A 15,352-nucleotide genomic window follows, 5' to 3' on the forward strand; every position below is an offset into this window, starting at 1 on the left:
TTCCGGCACCGGCAGCGATGCCGGCCCCGGCCGGAAAGCCATCCAGCGAAGAGGATTCCCGATGCTAGCGACACGTAGCCTGTTGATCCTGTTTCTGGGCATTTCGGCCCCATGGGCTTCGGCCACGCTGCCGATCCAGCAGTGGCAGGCCGCCACCGGAGCGCAGGTGTACTTCGTCGAAAGCCACGACCTGCCGATACTCGACGTCAGCGTGGATTTCGGCGCGGGAAGCGGCACCGATACGCCTGCAACCTCCGGTCGCGCCGCCCTGGTCCTGCGTCTGCTCAGCCTGGGTGCGGATGGGCTGTCCGAGGATCAGATCGCCAGGGCGATCGCAGACGTGGGCGCCGAACTGGGGGCCTACTTTGACCAGGATCGCGCGGGCATCGTGCTGCGCACGCTGAGCAGCGCACGGGAGCGCCGGCAGGCCCTCGACGTGCTGGCCCGCATCGTGCAGCACCCGGAATTTCCGGCTGGCGTGATGGAGCGTGAACAGCAACGCATCATCGCCGGCCTGAAGGAAGCCGACACCCGGCCGGATGCCATCGCCGACCGCGCATTGATGCAGATGCTCTACGGCGACCATCCATACGGATTGCGCGGCTCGGGCGAAATCGCTACGGTGGGTGCGCTGCGACGCGAGGATCTGGTGGCGCTCCATCATTCCCGCTACGTGGCATCCGGCGCCACCGTCTCCATCATGGGCGCCGTCACCCGCGAGGAAGCAGCCGCCATCGCCGAATCGCTGACGAACCAGCTGCCCAAGAGCGCGGCAGTGGGTGCCGTGCCGCCGGTATCACAGCCGCTGGCGCAAATCCGGAGAATCGCCCATCCCGCCACCCAGAGCCATATCCTGCTCGCCTATCCGGGCCTGCGCCGGGACGATCCCGACTATTTTCCGCTGCTGCTCGGCAATCACATCCTGGGCGGCGGCGGATTCACCTCGCGCCTGATGGAGGAAATCCGGCAGAAACGCGGCCTGGCCTACAGCGTCTCCAGCCACTTCATGCCGCTCAGGGAGCAGGGTCCGTTCGAAATCGGCCTCCAGACCCGCAAGGAGCAGTCGGAAGAGGCGCTGGCGCTGACGCGCAAGGTTCTGAAGGATTTCGTGGCGAACGGACCAACGGAACGGGAGTTGGCAGCGGCCAGGCAGAACATCATCGGCAGCTTTCCCCTGCGCATCGACAGCAACCGGAAAATCATCGGGTATCTCGCCATGATCGGATTCTACAAACTGCCGCTGACCTACCTCGAGGATTACCTGAAGCGCGTGGAGAGCGTGACGGTGGCCCAGATCAAGGACGCTTTCCAGCGCCGCATCAAACCGGAAGGCATGGTGGCTGTCGTGGTGGGCGCGCCGGAGAAGGAATAGCAGACGCCGCGTCCCGGTTGAATCCGTTTTCATGAAAAACAAGGTGCGCATCATCGGCGGCGACTGGCGCAGCCGCACGATCGCCGTTGCCGACAATCCGGATTTGCGCCCGACCCCCGACCGGATACGCGAAACCGTGTTCAACTGGCTGGGCCAGGATCTGAGCGGTAAAATCTGCCTCGATCTCTTCGCAGGCAGCGGCGCCCTGGGTTTCGAAGCCTCTTCCCGGGGGGCTGCGCAAGTGGTCATGGTCGAAATCGAGCGGGCAGCCCTGCAGGCGCTGAGGCGTAATATCCAGTCGTTGAAAGCCACCCGGATTCAACTGGTCGCAATGGACGCGCTGGCATTCCTCGATTCCGACCGGCAGCAGTTCGACGTCATCTTCCTGGACCCACCCTACCGGAAAGCTCTGCTGCCCCGGCTTCTCTCCCTGCTTTCCACGCACCTCGCGGAAAGCGGACTGGTCTACGTCGAGGACGAGCGCCCGCCGGAGCCGGGCGCAGACTGGCTGGCCTGGCGCACGGGACAGGCAGGCGGCGTATACTATCAGCTTCTGAAACCGCAAGAACATGGATAAGGCGATCTACCCGGGCACTTTCGATCCCATCACCCGCGGGCACGAGGACCTGATCCGGCGTGCTGCGGGGCTGTTCGACCGCGTGGTGGTCGCCGTGGCCACAAGCAGCGCCAAGAAACCGTTCTTCGCGCAGGATGAGCGGGTGGAAATCGGTCGCCAGGTGCTGGCCGACTACCCGAATGTCGAGGTGACGGCCTTTTCCGGCCTGCTGATGGAGTTCACCCATCGGCAAGGAGCCAGGGTGGTGCTGCGCGGATTGCGTGCGGCGTCGGACTTCGAGTACGAATTCCAGATGGCAGGCATGAATCGCGGCATCCATCCGGGAATCGAGACCGTATTCATGACGCCCTCGGAGCAGTATATGTTTATCTCCGCCACCATTGTGCGGGAAATCGCGCTGCTCGGCGGCAGCGTCGACAAGTTCGTGCATCCGCTGGTCGCCGCGCGGCTCCGGGAAAAGATCCATTCCCAGTCCGCCGGCTAGGCGGAACAGGAGAGCCCCATGGCGCTGATGATCACCGACGAGTGCATCAACTGCGATGTGTGCGAATCGGAGTGCCCCAACGACGCCATCTCGCAGGGTGAGGAGATCTACGAGATCGCCGCGGGCCGCTGCACCGAATGCGTGGGACACCACGCCACCTCGCAGTGCGTGGAAGTGTGCCCGGTGGACTGCATCGTCCTCAACCCGGACGTGGTCGAGACCGAAGAACAGCTGTACGAAAAATATCTCACCCTTGGCGGGCGATAGCCAGCTCCTCGGGAATGGGATAGCGCCGGGGCCCGAAGATGGCCGTGCCCACCCGCACCAGGGTGGCGCCTTCCTCGATGGCCAGGTCGAGATCCTCCGACATGCCCATCGAGACCGTATCGAGGTCGTGCCCCTCCTGCCTCAGCCGGTCGTAGGCATCCTTGAGCATGCGAAACTGGCTGCGCTGCAAGGCAGTGGCGCGCGTCAACTCGGGGATGGCCATGACGCCGCGCAGCCTCAGGCGCGGCAAGGCGGCGATGTGCGCTGCCAGTTCCGCGGCTTCCTCGGGCGCCACGCCGCTCTTGCTGTCCTCGCCGCTCACGTTGATCTGCACGCACACCTGCAGGGGAGGCAGGACGGAAGGCCGGTCCTTGGACAGGCGATCGGCGATCTTCTTGCGGTCGATGCTGTGCACCCAGGAGAAATTCTCCGCGATGCGCCGCGTCTTGTTGCTTTGTATGGGCCCGATGAAATGCCACTCGATCGGCAGATCCGCAAGCTCGGGCATCTTTCCCAGGGCTTCCTGGAGATAGTTTTCCCCGAAGATCGCCTGTCCTGCGGCAAAGGCTTCGCGCAGGCATTCCGCGGGATTGGTCTTGCTCGCGGCCAGAAGCGTGATGTCCGCGGGATCCCGGCCCGCTCTTCCCGCCACTTCCCTGATGCGGGCCTTCACCTTCTGCAGTCCCGAGGCAATGGTCGTCGTATTGGGTTCCATCTTTTACCTTTGATCAGCGATCGTCGTTCCTGCGGTTGAAAGGGAGCAACGGAAAGACCCGCGCCGGCCCGGTATCGCGTCCGAATTCAATGGGTTGAATTGCACTTTACCTGTCCCTGCCCATCGGTTGCCGGGCACGGCATTCAAGGAAGCGGGCGCTGGGCCGACCGTCGCCATCTCCAACGTCCGCAGGGGCTGCATACCGCGAGAATGTGCGCATAGTAGAACTACTCGAGTTTCCGGTCAAGGATCAGACGGACCGCGTGGCGGAAACAGCGCCTGCCATGCGGGCCTCAATACAGCACCTCCACGCCTCCCGCATCGAAGCGCGCACGCAGGGACTGCAGCAGATCGTCACGCAGGCTGACGCGCCACGCTGCTCCCAATTCCAGTTCGCATGCCGCCTCCTGGTTACGGTACACCACCGACACCGGACAGCCGGGATGGGCGGCGTCCGGCTCGTCCCGTCCGAGATAGGGAGCGAGCAGCCTTCCCAGTTCCTCGGCATTCGAAAGGCCATTGCAGTGAAGCCTCATGCACTTCGCGTAGCGGGAGCGGGCACCCTCCAGATCGAAGAGCTGATCCGCCGAGATGCGCAATTCCTCGGTGCCGCCCTCGTCGCCGCGCCGGTTGCCCACCCGGGCCTCCGCCAGCAGAAGCTGATCTTCCTTGAGCCAGCGGCGGGCGGATTCGAACAACTCGCTGTACACCACGACCTCCACGCGTGCGCTGCCATCGTCCAGCACCACTACACCCATCTTGCCGCGCCGGGTCATCTGCGTGCGCACTGCGTACACGATGCCAGCCAGCAACTGCGGCTCTCGCTGGACGCTCAGGCGATCCAGGCGGGTACGCACGAAGCCCTTGAGTTCTTCCGTCCAGGCATGGAAAGGATGGCCGCTGAGGTAGAACCCCAGCGCCATTTTTTCGTTCTTCAGTCTGTCCTTCTCGTCCCAGCGCGGTACTTCGACCCAATCGGGACGCGCCATGCCGCCGTCCGCATCCTCGAACAGGCTCACCTGGTTGGCCGCACGTTCCGCCTGCTCGGCCGACTCGAGCGCGAGGCCGACCGACGCCAGCAGACGAGCCCGGTGGTCATCGATGGCATCGAATGCCCCGGCACGGATCAGCGACTCGATGACGCGACGGTTGACGATGCGCTTGTCCACGCGACGGCAGAAATCGAACAGATCGGCATAGAGGCCGCCCTGCGCGCGCGCCTTGACGATCGCATCGATCGCCGATTCCCCCGTTCCCTTCACCGCCCCCAGCCCGTAGCGTATGCTCCTGTCGTCCACGGGGACGAAACGGTAATCGGAGAGGTTGATGTCGGGCGGCAGGATGGAAAGGCCATTGGCGATCCCATCCTCGAAAAAAATGTGCACCTTGTCGGTATCGTCCATGTCGGCCGACAGCGTGGCCGCCACGAACTCGGCGGGGTGATGCGCCTTCAGATAGGCGGTCTGGAATGCGATCAGGGCATACGCTGCCGCGTGCGACTTGTTGAAACCGTACCCCGCGAACCTTTCCATCAGGCCGAACAGCTCGGTCGCGTCACGCTGCGTCAGGCCGTTCCTGACCGCTCCCGAAACGAAGATGTCGCGCTGCAGCGCCATCTCCTCGGGTTTTTTCTTGCCCATCGCCCGCCTCAGGAGATCCGCGCTGCCGAGGCTGTAACCGCCGATCACCTGTGCGATCTGCATCACCTGTTCCTGGTAGATCATCACCCCGTAGGTGGGCTCGAGTATGGGCTGCAGGCGCGGATCGAGATACTCCACGCGCTTGCCGTGCTTGCGTTCGGTGAATTCCGGAATCAGCGCCATCGGCCCGGGGCGGTACAGCGCGACCAGTGCGATGATGTCCTCGAAGCAGTCGGGCCTGGCCTTCTGCAGCAGGTCCTTCATGCCCCGCGATTCGAACTGGAATACGCCTATGGCGTTTCCCTGGCGCAGCAGCGCGTAGGTGGCCGGATCATCCAGAGACAGGCTCTCCAGCGAGAACGGCGCCGGTGCCTGTGTGCCGGCCTCCATGGCGGCCCGCTCGGCGCGCTGCCGGATGTAGCGCACGCTCCAGTCGAGGATGGTCAGCGTGCGCAACCCCAGGAAGTCGAACTTCACCAGCCCGATCTTCTCGACGTCGTCCTTGTCCAGCTGGCTGATCACCGAATCTCCGGAATCGGTGCAGTACACCGGACAGAAATCGGTGATCTTCCCCGGTGCGATCAGCACCCCCCCCGCGTGCATGCCGACGTTGCGCGCCAGCCCTTCCAGGCGCTCCGCCAGCTCCAGCAGCGTACGCACCTCCTCCTCGGCCTGCGCCCGCTGGTTCAGCTGCGGCTCCTCCGCGCGCGCCTTCTCCAGGGTCATGCCCAGCTCGAACGGCACCAGCTTCGCCAGCTGGTCGACGAAATTGTAGGGCAGATCCAGCACCCGACCCACGTCGCGCACCACCGCCTTCGCCGCCATGGTGCCGAAGGTCGCGATTTGTGAGACGCTTTCGGCACCGTATTTCTGCTTGACGTAGTCGATGACGTGCTCGCGCCCATCCTGGCAGAAGTCGATGTCGAAGTCGGGCATGGAAACCCGTTCCGGGTTGAGGAAGCGCTCGAACAGCAGATCGTACCGCAAGGGATCGAGATCGGTGATGCCCAGCGAGTAGGCCACCAGGGAGCCGGCGCCGGAGCCTCGCCCAGGCCCGACCGGCACCCCGCTGCGCTTGGCCCAGTTGATGAAGTCAGCAACGATCAGGAAATAGCCGGCAAATCCCATCTGCACGATGGTGGAGGTCTCGAAATCGAGCCGGGCGCGGTACCTCGACATCTGCGCATCGCGCTTGGACGCTTCAGGATAGAGGGCTTGCATGCGCGTTTCCAGGCCCGCCAGCGACTGCGTCCAGAGGTACGCGTCCAGGGTCTGGCCCTGAGGAACGGGGTAGGGCGGCAGGCGGTTGATCCCCAGTTCCAGCGCCAGGTTGCAGCGTTTTGCAAGCTCTACCGTGTTTTCCAGCGCCGATGGAATGTCGGCGAACAGCTCCGCCATCTCCGCCTGGGTCTTGAAATACTGCGCCTCGGTACACAGCTTAGGGCGGCGGCGGTCTCCCAGCACGTATCCTTCCGCGATGCATACCCGCGCCTCGTGCGCCCGATAGTCGTCGGGCTCCAGAAACTGCACCGGATGGGTCGCCACCACCGGCAGACCCAGCATCGACGCCAGCGCCAGGGAACGCTGCACCAGCATCTCGGTATCGGCATGGCCGAGGCGCTGCACCTCGATGTAGAACCGGCCCGGGAACAGCCCCGCCCATTCGCGGGCGAGCGCCTGCGCCTGTCCCGCATCGTGCTGCATCAACGCCTGTCCGATATCGCCCAGGCGCGCCCCGGAGAGGGCGATCAGCCCTGCAGTGCCGCCTTCCTCCTCGGTGAACCAGCATTTCCTGAGTTCCGCCCGCCCCTGAACCTGGTTCTCGCGATACGCGCGCGACAGCAGGCGGCTCAGCAGCAGATAGCCGGAATTGGATTGGCACAACAGTGCGATGCGCACGGGCTTGCTCCGATCCTCCTCGTTGCGTATCCAGACGTCGCAACCGATGATGGGCTTGATTCCTCCGGCGCGCGCCTCCTGGTAGAACTTCACCATGCCGAATAAATTGGAGAGGTCGGTCAACGCCAGCGCCGGCATGCGGTCGGCCAGCGCCTTTCGCACGGCGTCGCCGATCCGCACGATGCCATCCGTGATCGAGTACTCGCTGTGCATGCGCAGGTGAACAAAGACGGGGGACTGGGACATTCGGCACGATCCGGATTGAACGCGAGCTTCGGGCAGCGGGGGTTGCGGCCGGACCGGAACGGGACCATACTCCGCCGGCCTGCGAAAACTGCTGCGAACGGAACCCGATTCTACACCAATCGCGAAGTTCGATCGCCGCAGGGGCGAAACCCGTCAGGACGGCTCCAGGGCCGCCAGGCCCGGCTGTGACGCGTGGCAGATGCCGGCGCGCCATCCCTGCTGCGCCTCGAAGAACCGGATGACGCGCTGGGGCAACCAGTTCAGCCTGCCGGGAAACGCGCCATCCAGGAATCCCACATGACCTCCCTCGTCAGGAAGCTCGAGCGTCACCGCCGGGGATACCTCGCCCGGGGCAGGCAGCGCGGCTGCCGGCATGAAGGGGTCGTTGCGAGCATTGATCACGAGGGTGGGCACCTCGACATGCCCAAGCCATGGCTTGCTGCTGGACTGGCGCCAGTAGTCCTCGGTATCCCTGAATCCATGCAGCGGCGCGGTGACGAGATTGTCGAACTGGTAGAGCGTGGTGCACGTGGCCACCGCCTCCGCATCGAGCAGGCCGGGAAAGCGATCGAGCTTTTCCAGCGCCTTGCGCTTGAGTGTATCGAGGAAATGACGGGTATAGACCAGATTGAACCCGGAGGCCAGCGCTTTTCCCGCAGCCGCCAAGTCCAGCGGCACGGAAATCGCGGCGGCACCATCTATCACTTCCCGTGCCCGCGAACCCTGTTCCCCGAGCCACTTCAGGAAGGCGTTGCCTCCCAGCGACACCCCCACCACGAACAGTGGCGTGGAAACCGCTGACCGGCTGCATCTGCTCATCCTGCGCAGGATCCAGTCGATCTCGGCCGAATCACCGGCGTGATAGGCGCGCGCAAGACGGTTGGGCGTGCCCGAGCAGCCCCGGAAGTGCACTGCGGCCCCGCGCCACCCCAGATCCTGTAGCGCGACCATCATGCTGCGCACATAGTGGCTTCCCGAATTTCCCTCCAGTCCATGGAACATGACCAGAAGCGGCGCATGCGCAGGATTGTCCAGCCAGTCGACATCGACGAAATCACCATCATCGAGTTCCCAGCGCTCGCGCCGGTAGGTCACCCGCGGGCGGGGCAGCAGGTAGGGATAGATGGTCTGCGCGTGTCCGCCGCGCAGCCAAACCGGCGCCGCATAGGACGCGGAAGAGGAGATCGAAGCGATGGACAGCGGATTCATGGCCGGTTTCCAGGAATCTCGAGAACGAGGCGATGCCTATTCTAACGCTTAAAATGCCGCGATGGAGCCAGGATAGACGCGACCAGCGCAAACGAATAGGATATATCCCACATACCGGCGGCCCCATGCAAAAAAGCCCCGGCACGGCATACGCCGTACCAAGGCTCGTCACATACCTTCCTCGGACAGACGCTGACTTCAGGCCCGGGTGGGTAAATCTCTCAGAGCTGCCTCATGAAGGCCACCAGATCGGATTTTTCCTCGTCCGTGAGCCTGAGCTGCAATACCAGATTGAAGAACTCCACCGTATCCTCGAGTGTCAGCAGTCTGCCGTCGTGCAGATAGGGAGGGCTGTCCTTGATGCCCCGCAGGGTGAAGGTCTTGATCGGTCCATCCCCCGGCTCCTTGAGGAAGCGCTCCAGCTTCAGGTCGTGCATCTGGTGGTCGAGAAAGGCCGGCGGCATATGACACTGCGCGCACTTGCCCTTTCCATAGAAAACCTTCTCGCCGCGCAGCTCCTGCCGGGTGGCCCTGGAGGGATCCAGCCGTCCCGTGCCATCCAGCTTCGGCGCGGGAGGAAAATCCAGCATGTTCTGGAATTGCGCCATGTGACTGACGTGTATCCTGTCGAAGAGAGTGAAGCCCTTTTTCATCGAATGGATCGGATCGCCGTTGAAGTACGCCGTGCGAAACTCGAATTCGGTGAAATCCTCCACCGATCTCAGGCTGCGCTTCGAACCATGAATCTGCTGGTTGAACAGTCCGCGCAGACTGACGGTATCCAGGCGGAAACGCCGCTCCTGCCCGCGCGTGTCCGGATTGAGGTGGAACTGGCCGGTGGTATGGCCGTTCACGTGACAATCGAAACAGGTCACCCCCAGGCTGGGCCGGGGACTTTTCCTGTCGTCCGTCGGATTGAATTCTTCCTGGGGGAACGGCGTGAGCAGCATCCTCAATCCGTCCAGTTGCACGGGTGTCAGCAGATCCTTGAACAAGTGGTAGTAATTGTTGATCGATACCACCTCGCCTCTGGAAACGTCGCCCAGCTCGGGGCGGTTCTGAAGATAGATCGCCGGTGGAAACTCGGGCAAAAAAGCCTCCGGCAGATCGAACTCGACGTCGAACCGTTCCAGACGGGGGAACATCTCGATCTGCACCGGTGGAAAGACCTGCCCACCCGTCGACTGCTTGGGATGAGGCAGCGCCGGGTAGGGAAACACGTCGCGGGCACGGATCTCGGCGGGAGACATGCCGGCCAGCTTCTGCCAACTCATGCCGGAAGCCAGGCGGGCAGTCGGCCCCACCGCCAGCGGCTTGCCGCGCGACATTTTGGCCTCGGGATCGAGGCGGGGCGTCAGGTCGTAGCGCTGCCGGAGGAGTTCGTGCTGCCGCTGCATCACCCCGGCACGCTGGGCCACGTCCGCACGCATGATGTCCTCGAAGGACTGCATGGGAGTCTTCGCGTTCAGCGGATCCCGATAGAAATCGAAGCCCAGGATCTTGCCCTGGTCGGGTTGACGCTCGAATGTGGGGGAAGACGCCTCCGTGGCGGATGCCGCGAAAGCTCCCGACTCGTCGTGGGGCGTTTTCCGCTGCTCTGGCCGTGTAGTGGCCGTTTCGCGAATCTGCTGGGCGTCGTCCACGGCGTCGGCCGTGCGCGCGGCACGCGGACGTACTTGATCATCATTCTGTGCAGCGGCATGGCCCGCGACGCTCAGGCATGCCAGGCACAGGGTAAGGATATCCGTTGGTTTCATTGTATGACCTCCTGGGGCGGATCGAATGCGAACCCCATGCACTGCGGGCTCGAACCTTCATGGTGAGCTTCCCGCAATGCGTATTCCGTGCGCCAGCCAACATTCCTGCAGCCCACGCGAAGCCCCGCCACGACGCCGGCATGGGTGGCGAGCAAGCGAGGTGTCGTAACGGAAGGAGGGAAGAGTTGACTGGCTTGGTAGGTCGTGCCAGATTCGAACTGGCGACCAACGGATTAAAAGTCCGCTGCTCTACCGGCTGAGCTAACGACCCGGAGGTTTCCCGAAGATTTCCGGGGGAGTGCATTATACCGGCTCACCCCTGCGATATAAAGCCTTTTGGCCGGGCCGCGCCATCCGGCAGGGCATCATAGCGCCATCCGGAAAATCGTTCCGGGTTAAACTGCCGGCATGCGGGAGATCGGCCCTTGAGCGATGCAATCGTGGTAGGCGGTGGAGTCATTGGCCTCGCCACGGCACACGAACTGCTCCGGCAGGGTGCGCAGGTCACCCTGCTGGAGCGCGATCGCTGCGGACGGGAAGCTTCCTGGGCCGGGGGCGGCATCCTGCTGCCGCTGATGCCATGGGACTACGCCGAACCGGTGGTGCGACTGGCGGAACTGAGCGGGTTGCTGTATCCGGCGTTCGTGCACGAGTTGCAGGCCGGCACTGGGCTCGATCCTGAATTTCATGCGAGTGGGATGCTGGTACTGCCGGATTCCACCGTCGGAGAGGCGGCGGCGCCGCACTCCGGACGCCTGGATGCGGACATGGCCTGGTGCGATCGTCATGGGCTGACGGCCAAGCAGGTGTCTGCCCGAAGGATCGCGCCTGCGCTCGCCTCCGAGCAAACAGGACTGTGGCTGCCGGGCGTCTGCCAGGTACGCAATCCCCGCCTGCTGCAGGCACTGGCGCAGGCGGTGATCATGCGGGGAGGTGTCATTGCCGAACGCGAGGAAGTGGTGGAGTGGAAGATTGCAAACGGACGCATCCGCGCGGTTGGCACGCAGGGCGGCCGCGAGTACGCCGCCGATCACTACATCGTGGCTGCCGGCGCGTGGAGCCGGGAGCTGCTGTCCGGACACGCGCTGCAGTTGCGCATCCATCCGGTAAGGGGGCAGATCCTGCTGTTCAAGGGGCAACCCGGCCTGCTGCCGGTAATCGTGCTGCGCGTGTCGGACAATCTCTACCTCATTCCCCGCCGGGACGGCCATATCCTGGCAGGCAGCACGCTGGAGGAAGCCGGCTTCGACAAACGCACCACGGCCGATGCGCGGGAGATGCTGCTATCGAAGGCGGCCGGCCTGCTGCCGGCGCTGACGGAAAGTCTCGTCGCCGGACAGTGGGCAGGGCTGCGGCCGGGCTCTCCCGGCAACATGCCGGTCATCGCCAGGCATCCCCGCATTCCGAACCTTTACCTCAACAGCGGCCATCACCGCTACGGAGTCACCATGGCCCCGGCAAGCGCTCGCCTGCTGTGCAACCTGCTGCTGGGCCGGCCTCAGCCCCTGGACGTCGCGCCCTACCGCTGGCCGGCATGACGCCTGCCGCCATGAGGCGAGATGGCACGCCGCGCGACGCCCCTCGCGCTTTATCGCCCGCATGCAGGGTGGTAACATTGCAGCGTACGGCAGCACTCCCCCTCGCCGGCAGGCATCCACCAAAAACAAGGGCATCATGGCTGGTCATAGCAAGTGGGCGAACATCAAGCACAAGAAGGCCGCGCAGGACGCCAAGCGCGGCCGAATCTTTACCCGGCTGATCAAGGAAATCACCGTCGCCGCCCGGCTCGGCGGAGGCGACATCAACAGCAACCCGAGGCTGCGCCTGGCCATCGACAAGGCTTTCGAGCAGAACATGCCCAAGGACAATGTCGAGCGCGCCATCAAGCGCGGCAGCGGCGACCTCGAGGGCGTGAACTACGAGGAGATACGCTACGAGGGCTACGGCATCGGCGGCGCGGCGGTGCTGGTCGACTGCATGACGGACAACCGCATCCGCACCGTGGCGGACGTGCGCCACGCCTTCGCCAAATATGGCGGCAATCTCGGCACGGACGGCTCGGTGGCGTTCATGTTCAAGCACTGCGGCCAATTGCTGTTCACCCCCGGCACCGACGAAAACGCGCTGATGGAGGCGGCATTGGAGGCGGGGGCGGAGGATGTCGTCGACAACGGAGACGACGGCATCGAGGTCCTCACCGACCCGTACGAATTCATCGGCGTCAAGGCGGCACTGGAGAAGGCGGGCTTCAAGGCGGAATTCTCCGAGGTGACGATGAAGCCCACCAGCGAGTCCGTGCTGACCGGCGACGATGCCGCACGCATGCAGAAGATGCTGGACGCGCTGGAAAACATCGACGACGTCCAGGAGGTCTACACCACGGCGGTGATCGATGGATAGGCGCACCGGCGCACACCGGTAAGGAGCCGTACATCCGCATCCTCGGCATAGATCCCGGCCTACGCATCACCGGCTTCGGGATCATCGACAAGGCAGGCGGCCGGCTGTCCTACGTGAGCAGCGGCTGCATCCGCACTCCGGCAGGCGAGTTGCCTTCGCGCCTGAAATCCATCATGGATCACCTGAACGAGATCATCGCCGAGCATCGGCCGGAGCAGGTCGCGGTGGAGCAGGTGTTCGTCAATGTCAACCCCCAGTCCACGCTGATGCTGGGCCAGGCACGGGGCGCCGCCATTTGCACGGCGGTGCTGAACGATCTGGCGGTCGCTGAATACACCGCCCTGCAGGTGAAGCAGGCGGTAGTGGGGCAGGGACACGCCGACAAGGAGCAGGTGCAGGAGATGGTGAAGCGCCTGCTAAACCTCGCGGGCAGTCCCGGCGCGGATGCGGCGGACGCGCTGGCGTGCGCCATCTGCCACGCGCACGGCGGACTGGGACTGGGAAAGATCTCGACCGCCGGCTACCGCATGAAGAAGGGACGCCTCGTATGATCGGGCGCATCACGGGACGGCTGCTGGAGAAGCTGCCGCCGCTGGTGCTGGTGGACGTGCAGGGCGTCGGCTACGAAATCGACGTGCCCATGAGCACATTCTACAGCCTGCCGGGCACGGGCGCCGAGGTCACGCTGTACACGCATCTCGTCATACGGGAGGACGCGCACCTGCTTTTCGGTTTCGCCACCGAGGCGGAGCGCAGCACCTTCCGCCAGCTCGTCAGGATTTCCGGCGTCGGCGCGCGCACCGCCCTGGCGCTGCTGTCCGGCCTGAGCGTCGCTGATCTGCGCCAGGCGGTCGCGGCCCAGGACAGCGCACGCCTGGTGAGAATCCCCGGCATCGGCAAGAAAACCGCCGAACGCCTGCTCCTGGAACTGCGCGACAAACTGGATGCCAGTTCGGGCGGCATGGCCACGGCCGGCGCGCCGGCGGCGGGTGCGGGAAGCGACGTGCTCAATGCGCTGGTATCCCTGGGCTATAATGACCGGGAGGCCGGCTGGGCGGTCCGGCAATTGCCCATGGACGTCACCGTATCCGACGGCATACGCCAGGCGCTGAAGCTGCTGTCGAAGGAGAAGTAGCATGGCAGCGCCGCCCGCGCGACCCGGTACACGGCGGCATTCGCGCGGGAGCGCGATTCACATGGATGGGGCCGAATGATAGAGACCGATCGCCTGATCGCCGCCGCGCCCGCGTCCGCCCGGGAGGAGGAGCAGGAGCGCGCGCTGCGCCCCAAGCACCTGGACGAATACATCGGCCAGGAAAAGATCCGCGGGCAGCTCCAGATATTCATCGAGGCGGCGCGGCAGCGCCGCGAAGCGCTCGACCACGTGCTGCTGTTCGGCCCGCCGGGCCTGGGCAAGACCACGCTCGCCCACATCATCGCCCGTGAAATGGGCGTCAGCCTGCGCCAGACCTCCGGGCCGGTGCTGGAGCGCCCCGGGGATCTGGCGGCGCTGCTGACCAACCTCGAGCCGAACGACGTACTCTTCATCGATGAAATCCACCGGCTTTCCCCGATGGTGGAGGAAATCCTCTATCCCGCGCTCGAGGACTACCAGCTCGACATCATGATCGGCGAAGGCCCTGCGGCACGCTCGGTCAAGCTGGACCTGCCACCTTTCACCCTGGTGGGTGCCACCACGCGCGCCGGCATGTTGACCAACCCGCTGCGCGACCGCTTCGGCATCATTTCGCGGCTGGAATTCTACTCGGTGGAGGAACTCACCCGCATCGTGACGCGCTCCGCGGCGCTGCTCGACGTGGAGATCCACCCCGAGGGCGCGACGGAAATCGCACGCCGCTCGCGCGGCACCCCGCGCATCGTCAACCGCCTGCTGCGGCGGGTACGCGACTTCGCCGAGGTCCGCGCCGATGGCTGCATCACCCGGCCGGTGGCGGACGCCGCCCTGACCATGCTGGACGTGGACCTGCTCGGCCTCGACGTCATGGACCGGAAGCTGCTGCTCACCGTCATCGAGAAGTTCGAGGGGGGACCGGTGGGTGTGGACAACCTCGCCGCCGCCATCAGCGAGGAGCGCGGCACCATCGAGGACGTACTGGAGCCCTACCTGATCCAACAGGGGTACATGAAGCGCACCCCGCGCGGACGCGTAGCAACCTCCATCGCCTACCGGCACTTCGGCCTGCCGCTCCCACGGAACGGATCGAGCGCAGATCTATGGCCGGAGGAGTGATACTCCTGGAATCGCTACCGGATCACGCTTCGCCCGATTCGCTACTTCTGTTGGAGAGTTTGTTTTCTATCGTCATTTTATGGACTGAAATTCCATCCGCCCCGAAGAAGCGATGTACTTCTAAATGCTGTCAGGCGTGAATCTCTCCGGGCACGGAATCACCCACCGGTGGAATCAATGCCGCGCCCTTTCCTCCGCGCCACGAATAACATTCCCCAGCACCCCAGCCAGCGTTTCCATTCCTTTTGTGACGATCACATAATGCGTGTCGGTGAAATCCTTCGTGCTCTGCGGCAGAAGACCGCCGTCCATCGTCAGCTCGCCGTACTTCATCTCATAGTGAGTAATGGTGACCGCCAGTAGCCGCGCGCACTCAGCAAGCTCTTCCTTGCTCGCATGGAAGATCAATTCGTCGACCAGCGTCGCAAACTGTCGCAACCTCGCCAGATCCCTCATGTTGTTCTCCTCGCCTCAAGACTACGTATATAACATACCATGGCATCTCTGCGACGCGAAGAAAAACAAAACATCGAGA

The 15,352-nt window shown here is 64.1% G+C and carries 14 protein-coding genes and 1 tRNA gene; 9 read left to right on the forward strand and 6 right to left on the reverse strand.

The genetic code is table 11. From position 1 onward, the window contains the following. Positions 1–61: 61 nt before the first annotated feature. The 4 genes from BT108_RS09320 to BT108_RS09335 are packed head-to-tail and all read left to right on the forward strand — an operon-like array spanning position 62 to position 2,700. Positions 62–1,372 (forward strand): M16 family metallopeptidase, encoded by a 1,311-nt coding sequence (locus BT108_RS09320; protein ID WP_072294304.1) that lies wholly within the window; start codon positions 62–64, stop codon positions 1,370–1,372. Between the two features lie 31 nt (positions 1,373–1,403). Then, positions 1,404–1,949 carry a 16S rRNA (guanine(966)-N(2))-methyltransferase RsmD gene (gene rsmD, locus BT108_RS09325; RefSeq protein ID WP_072294269.1) on the forward strand — a complete coding sequence of 182 codons (546 nt, stop codon included), beginning with the start codon at positions 1,404–1,406 and terminating at the stop codon, positions 1,947–1,949. Further along, on the forward strand, positions 1,942–2,433 hold the full coding sequence (gene coaD / locus BT108_RS09330) for a pantetheine-phosphate adenylyltransferase (protein WP_072294270.1): 492 nt from the start codon (positions 1,942–1,944) through the stop codon (positions 2,431–2,433). The genes rsmD and coaD overlap by 8 nt, the downstream gene beginning before the upstream one ends. Before the next feature lie 18 nt (positions 2,434–2,451). Continuing rightward, on the forward strand, positions 2,452–2,700 hold the full coding sequence (locus BT108_RS09335) for a YfhL family 4Fe-4S dicluster ferredoxin (protein ID WP_072294271.1): 249 nt from the start codon (positions 2,452–2,454) through the stop codon (positions 2,698–2,700). Here BT108_RS09335 and BT108_RS09340 read toward each other — a convergent pair. From BT108_RS09340 to BT108_RS09360, 5 genes are all read right to left on the reverse strand, one after another. Then, positions 2,681–3,415, reverse strand: coding sequence for a YggS family pyridoxal phosphate-dependent enzyme (locus BT108_RS09340; protein WP_072294272.1), 735 nt, complete (start codon positions 3,413–3,415; stop codon positions 2,681–2,683). The two genes, BT108_RS09335 and BT108_RS09340, sit on opposite strands and share 20 nt — an antisense overlap. A gap of 293 nt (positions 3,416–3,708) precedes the next feature. Next, complete coding sequence (dnaE, locus tag BT108_RS09345; protein WP_072294273.1) at positions 3,709–7,200, reverse strand: DNA polymerase III subunit alpha; 3,492 nt, start codon at positions 7,198–7,200, stop codon at positions 3,709–3,711. A 153-nt stretch (positions 7,201–7,353) separates the two neighbouring features. Next, positions 7,354–8,409, reverse strand: a complete 1,056-nt coding sequence (locus BT108_RS09350; RefSeq protein ID WP_072294274.1) for a YheT family hydrolase — start codon at positions 8,407–8,409, stop codon at positions 7,354–7,356. Between the two features lie 221 nt (positions 8,410–8,630). Further along, entirely contained in the window at positions 8,631–10,166 is a 1,536-nt protein-coding gene (locus tag BT108_RS09355; protein WP_072294275.1) for a cytochrome B6, read from the reverse strand. A gap of 195 nt (positions 10,167–10,361) precedes the next feature. Beyond that, positions 10,362–10,437: transfer RNA gene (locus BT108_RS09360), tRNA-Lys, on the reverse strand. Between the two features lie 154 nt (positions 10,438–10,591). On the opposite strand from BT108_RS09360, the gene thiO reads away from it, so the two are divergent. From thiO to ruvB, 5 genes are all read left to right on the forward strand, one after another. Further along, positions 10,592–11,704 (forward strand): glycine oxidase ThiO, encoded by a 1,113-nt coding sequence (gene thiO, locus BT108_RS09365; protein WP_072294276.1) that lies wholly within the window; start codon positions 10,592–10,594, stop codon positions 11,702–11,704. A 136-nt stretch (positions 11,705–11,840) separates the two neighbouring features. After that, positions 11,841–12,566 carry a YebC/PmpR family DNA-binding transcriptional regulator gene (locus BT108_RS09370; RefSeq protein WP_072294305.1) on the forward strand — a complete coding sequence of 242 codons (726 nt, stop codon included), beginning with the start codon at positions 11,841–11,843 and terminating at the stop codon, positions 12,564–12,566. Between the two features lie 32 nt (positions 12,567–12,598). Further along, positions 12,599–13,117 carry a crossover junction endodeoxyribonuclease RuvC gene (gene ruvC / locus BT108_RS09375; RefSeq protein ID WP_072294306.1) on the forward strand — a complete coding sequence of 173 codons (519 nt, stop codon included), beginning with the start codon at positions 12,599–12,601 and terminating at the stop codon, positions 13,115–13,117. Beyond that, the gene (gene ruvA, locus BT108_RS09380; protein ID WP_072294277.1) at positions 13,114–13,701 is read left to right on the forward strand and encodes a Holliday junction branch migration protein RuvA; all 588 of its coding nucleotides are present in this window, start codon (positions 13,114–13,116) and stop codon (positions 13,699–13,701) included. The genes ruvC and ruvA overlap by 4 nt, the downstream gene beginning before the upstream one ends. 75 nt (positions 13,702–13,776) lie before the next feature. Next, on the forward strand, positions 13,777–14,817 hold the full coding sequence (gene ruvB, locus BT108_RS09385; protein WP_072294278.1) for a Holliday junction branch migration DNA helicase RuvB: 1,041 nt from the start codon (positions 13,777–13,779) through the stop codon (positions 14,815–14,817). Positions 14,818–14,991: 174 nt separating this feature from the next. Here ruvB and BT108_RS09390 read toward each other — a convergent pair whose 3' ends face one another. Continuing rightward, positions 14,992–15,273 (reverse strand): hypothetical protein, encoded by a 282-nt coding sequence (locus BT108_RS09390; RefSeq protein WP_072294279.1) that lies wholly within the window; start codon positions 15,271–15,273, stop codon positions 14,992–14,994. Between the last annotated feature and the right edge of the window lie 79 nt (positions 15,274–15,352).

The organism is Nitrosovibrio sp. Nv17 (assembly GCF_900119085.1).
Lineage (GTDB): Bacteria > Pseudomonadota > Gammaproteobacteria > Burkholderiales > Nitrosomonadaceae > Nitrosospira.

Excerpts from the sequence above, each read along its gene's own strand:
- BT108_RS09320 (WP_072294304.1), top strand. The coding sequence starts at position 62 with ATGCTAGCGACACGTAGCCTGTTGATCCTGTTTCTGGGCATTTCGGCC.
- rsmD (WP_072294269.1), top strand. The coding sequence starts at position 1,404 with ATGAAAAACAAGGTGCGCATCATCGGCGGCGACTGGCGCAGCCGCACG.
- coaD (WP_072294270.1), top strand. The coding sequence starts at position 1,942 with ATGGATAAGGCGATCTACCCGGGCACTTTCGATCCCATCACCCGCGGG.
- BT108_RS09335 (WP_072294271.1), top strand. The coding sequence starts at position 2,452 with ATGGCGCTGATGATCACCGACGAGTGCATCAACTGCGATGTGTGCGAA.
- BT108_RS09340 (WP_072294272.1), bottom strand. The coding sequence starts at position 3,415 with ATGGAACCCAATACGACGACCATTGCCTCGGGACTGCAGAAGGTGAAG.
- dnaE (WP_072294273.1), bottom strand. The coding sequence starts at position 7,200 with ATGTCCCAGTCCCCCGTCTTTGTTCACCTGCGCATGCACAGCGAGTAC.
- BT108_RS09350 (WP_072294274.1), bottom strand. The coding sequence starts at position 8,409 with ATGAATCCGCTGTCCATCGCTTCGATCTCCTCTTCCGCGTCCTATGCG.
- BT108_RS09355 (WP_072294275.1), bottom strand. The coding sequence starts at position 10,166 with ATGAAACCAACGGATATCCTTACCCTGTGCCTGGCATGCCTGAGCGTC.
- BT108_RS09370 (WP_072294305.1), top strand. The coding sequence starts at position 11,841 with ATGGCTGGTCATAGCAAGTGGGCGAACATCAAGCACAAGAAGGCCGCG.
- ruvA (WP_072294277.1), top strand. The coding sequence starts at position 13,114 with ATGATCGGGCGCATCACGGGACGGCTGCTGGAGAAGCTGCCGCCGCTG.
- ruvB (WP_072294278.1), top strand. The coding sequence starts at position 13,777 with ATGATAGAGACCGATCGCCTGATCGCCGCCGCGCCCGCGTCCGCCCGG.
- BT108_RS09390 (WP_072294279.1), bottom strand. The coding sequence starts at position 15,273 with ATGAGGGATCTGGCGAGGTTGCGACAGTTTGCGACGCTGGTCGACGAA.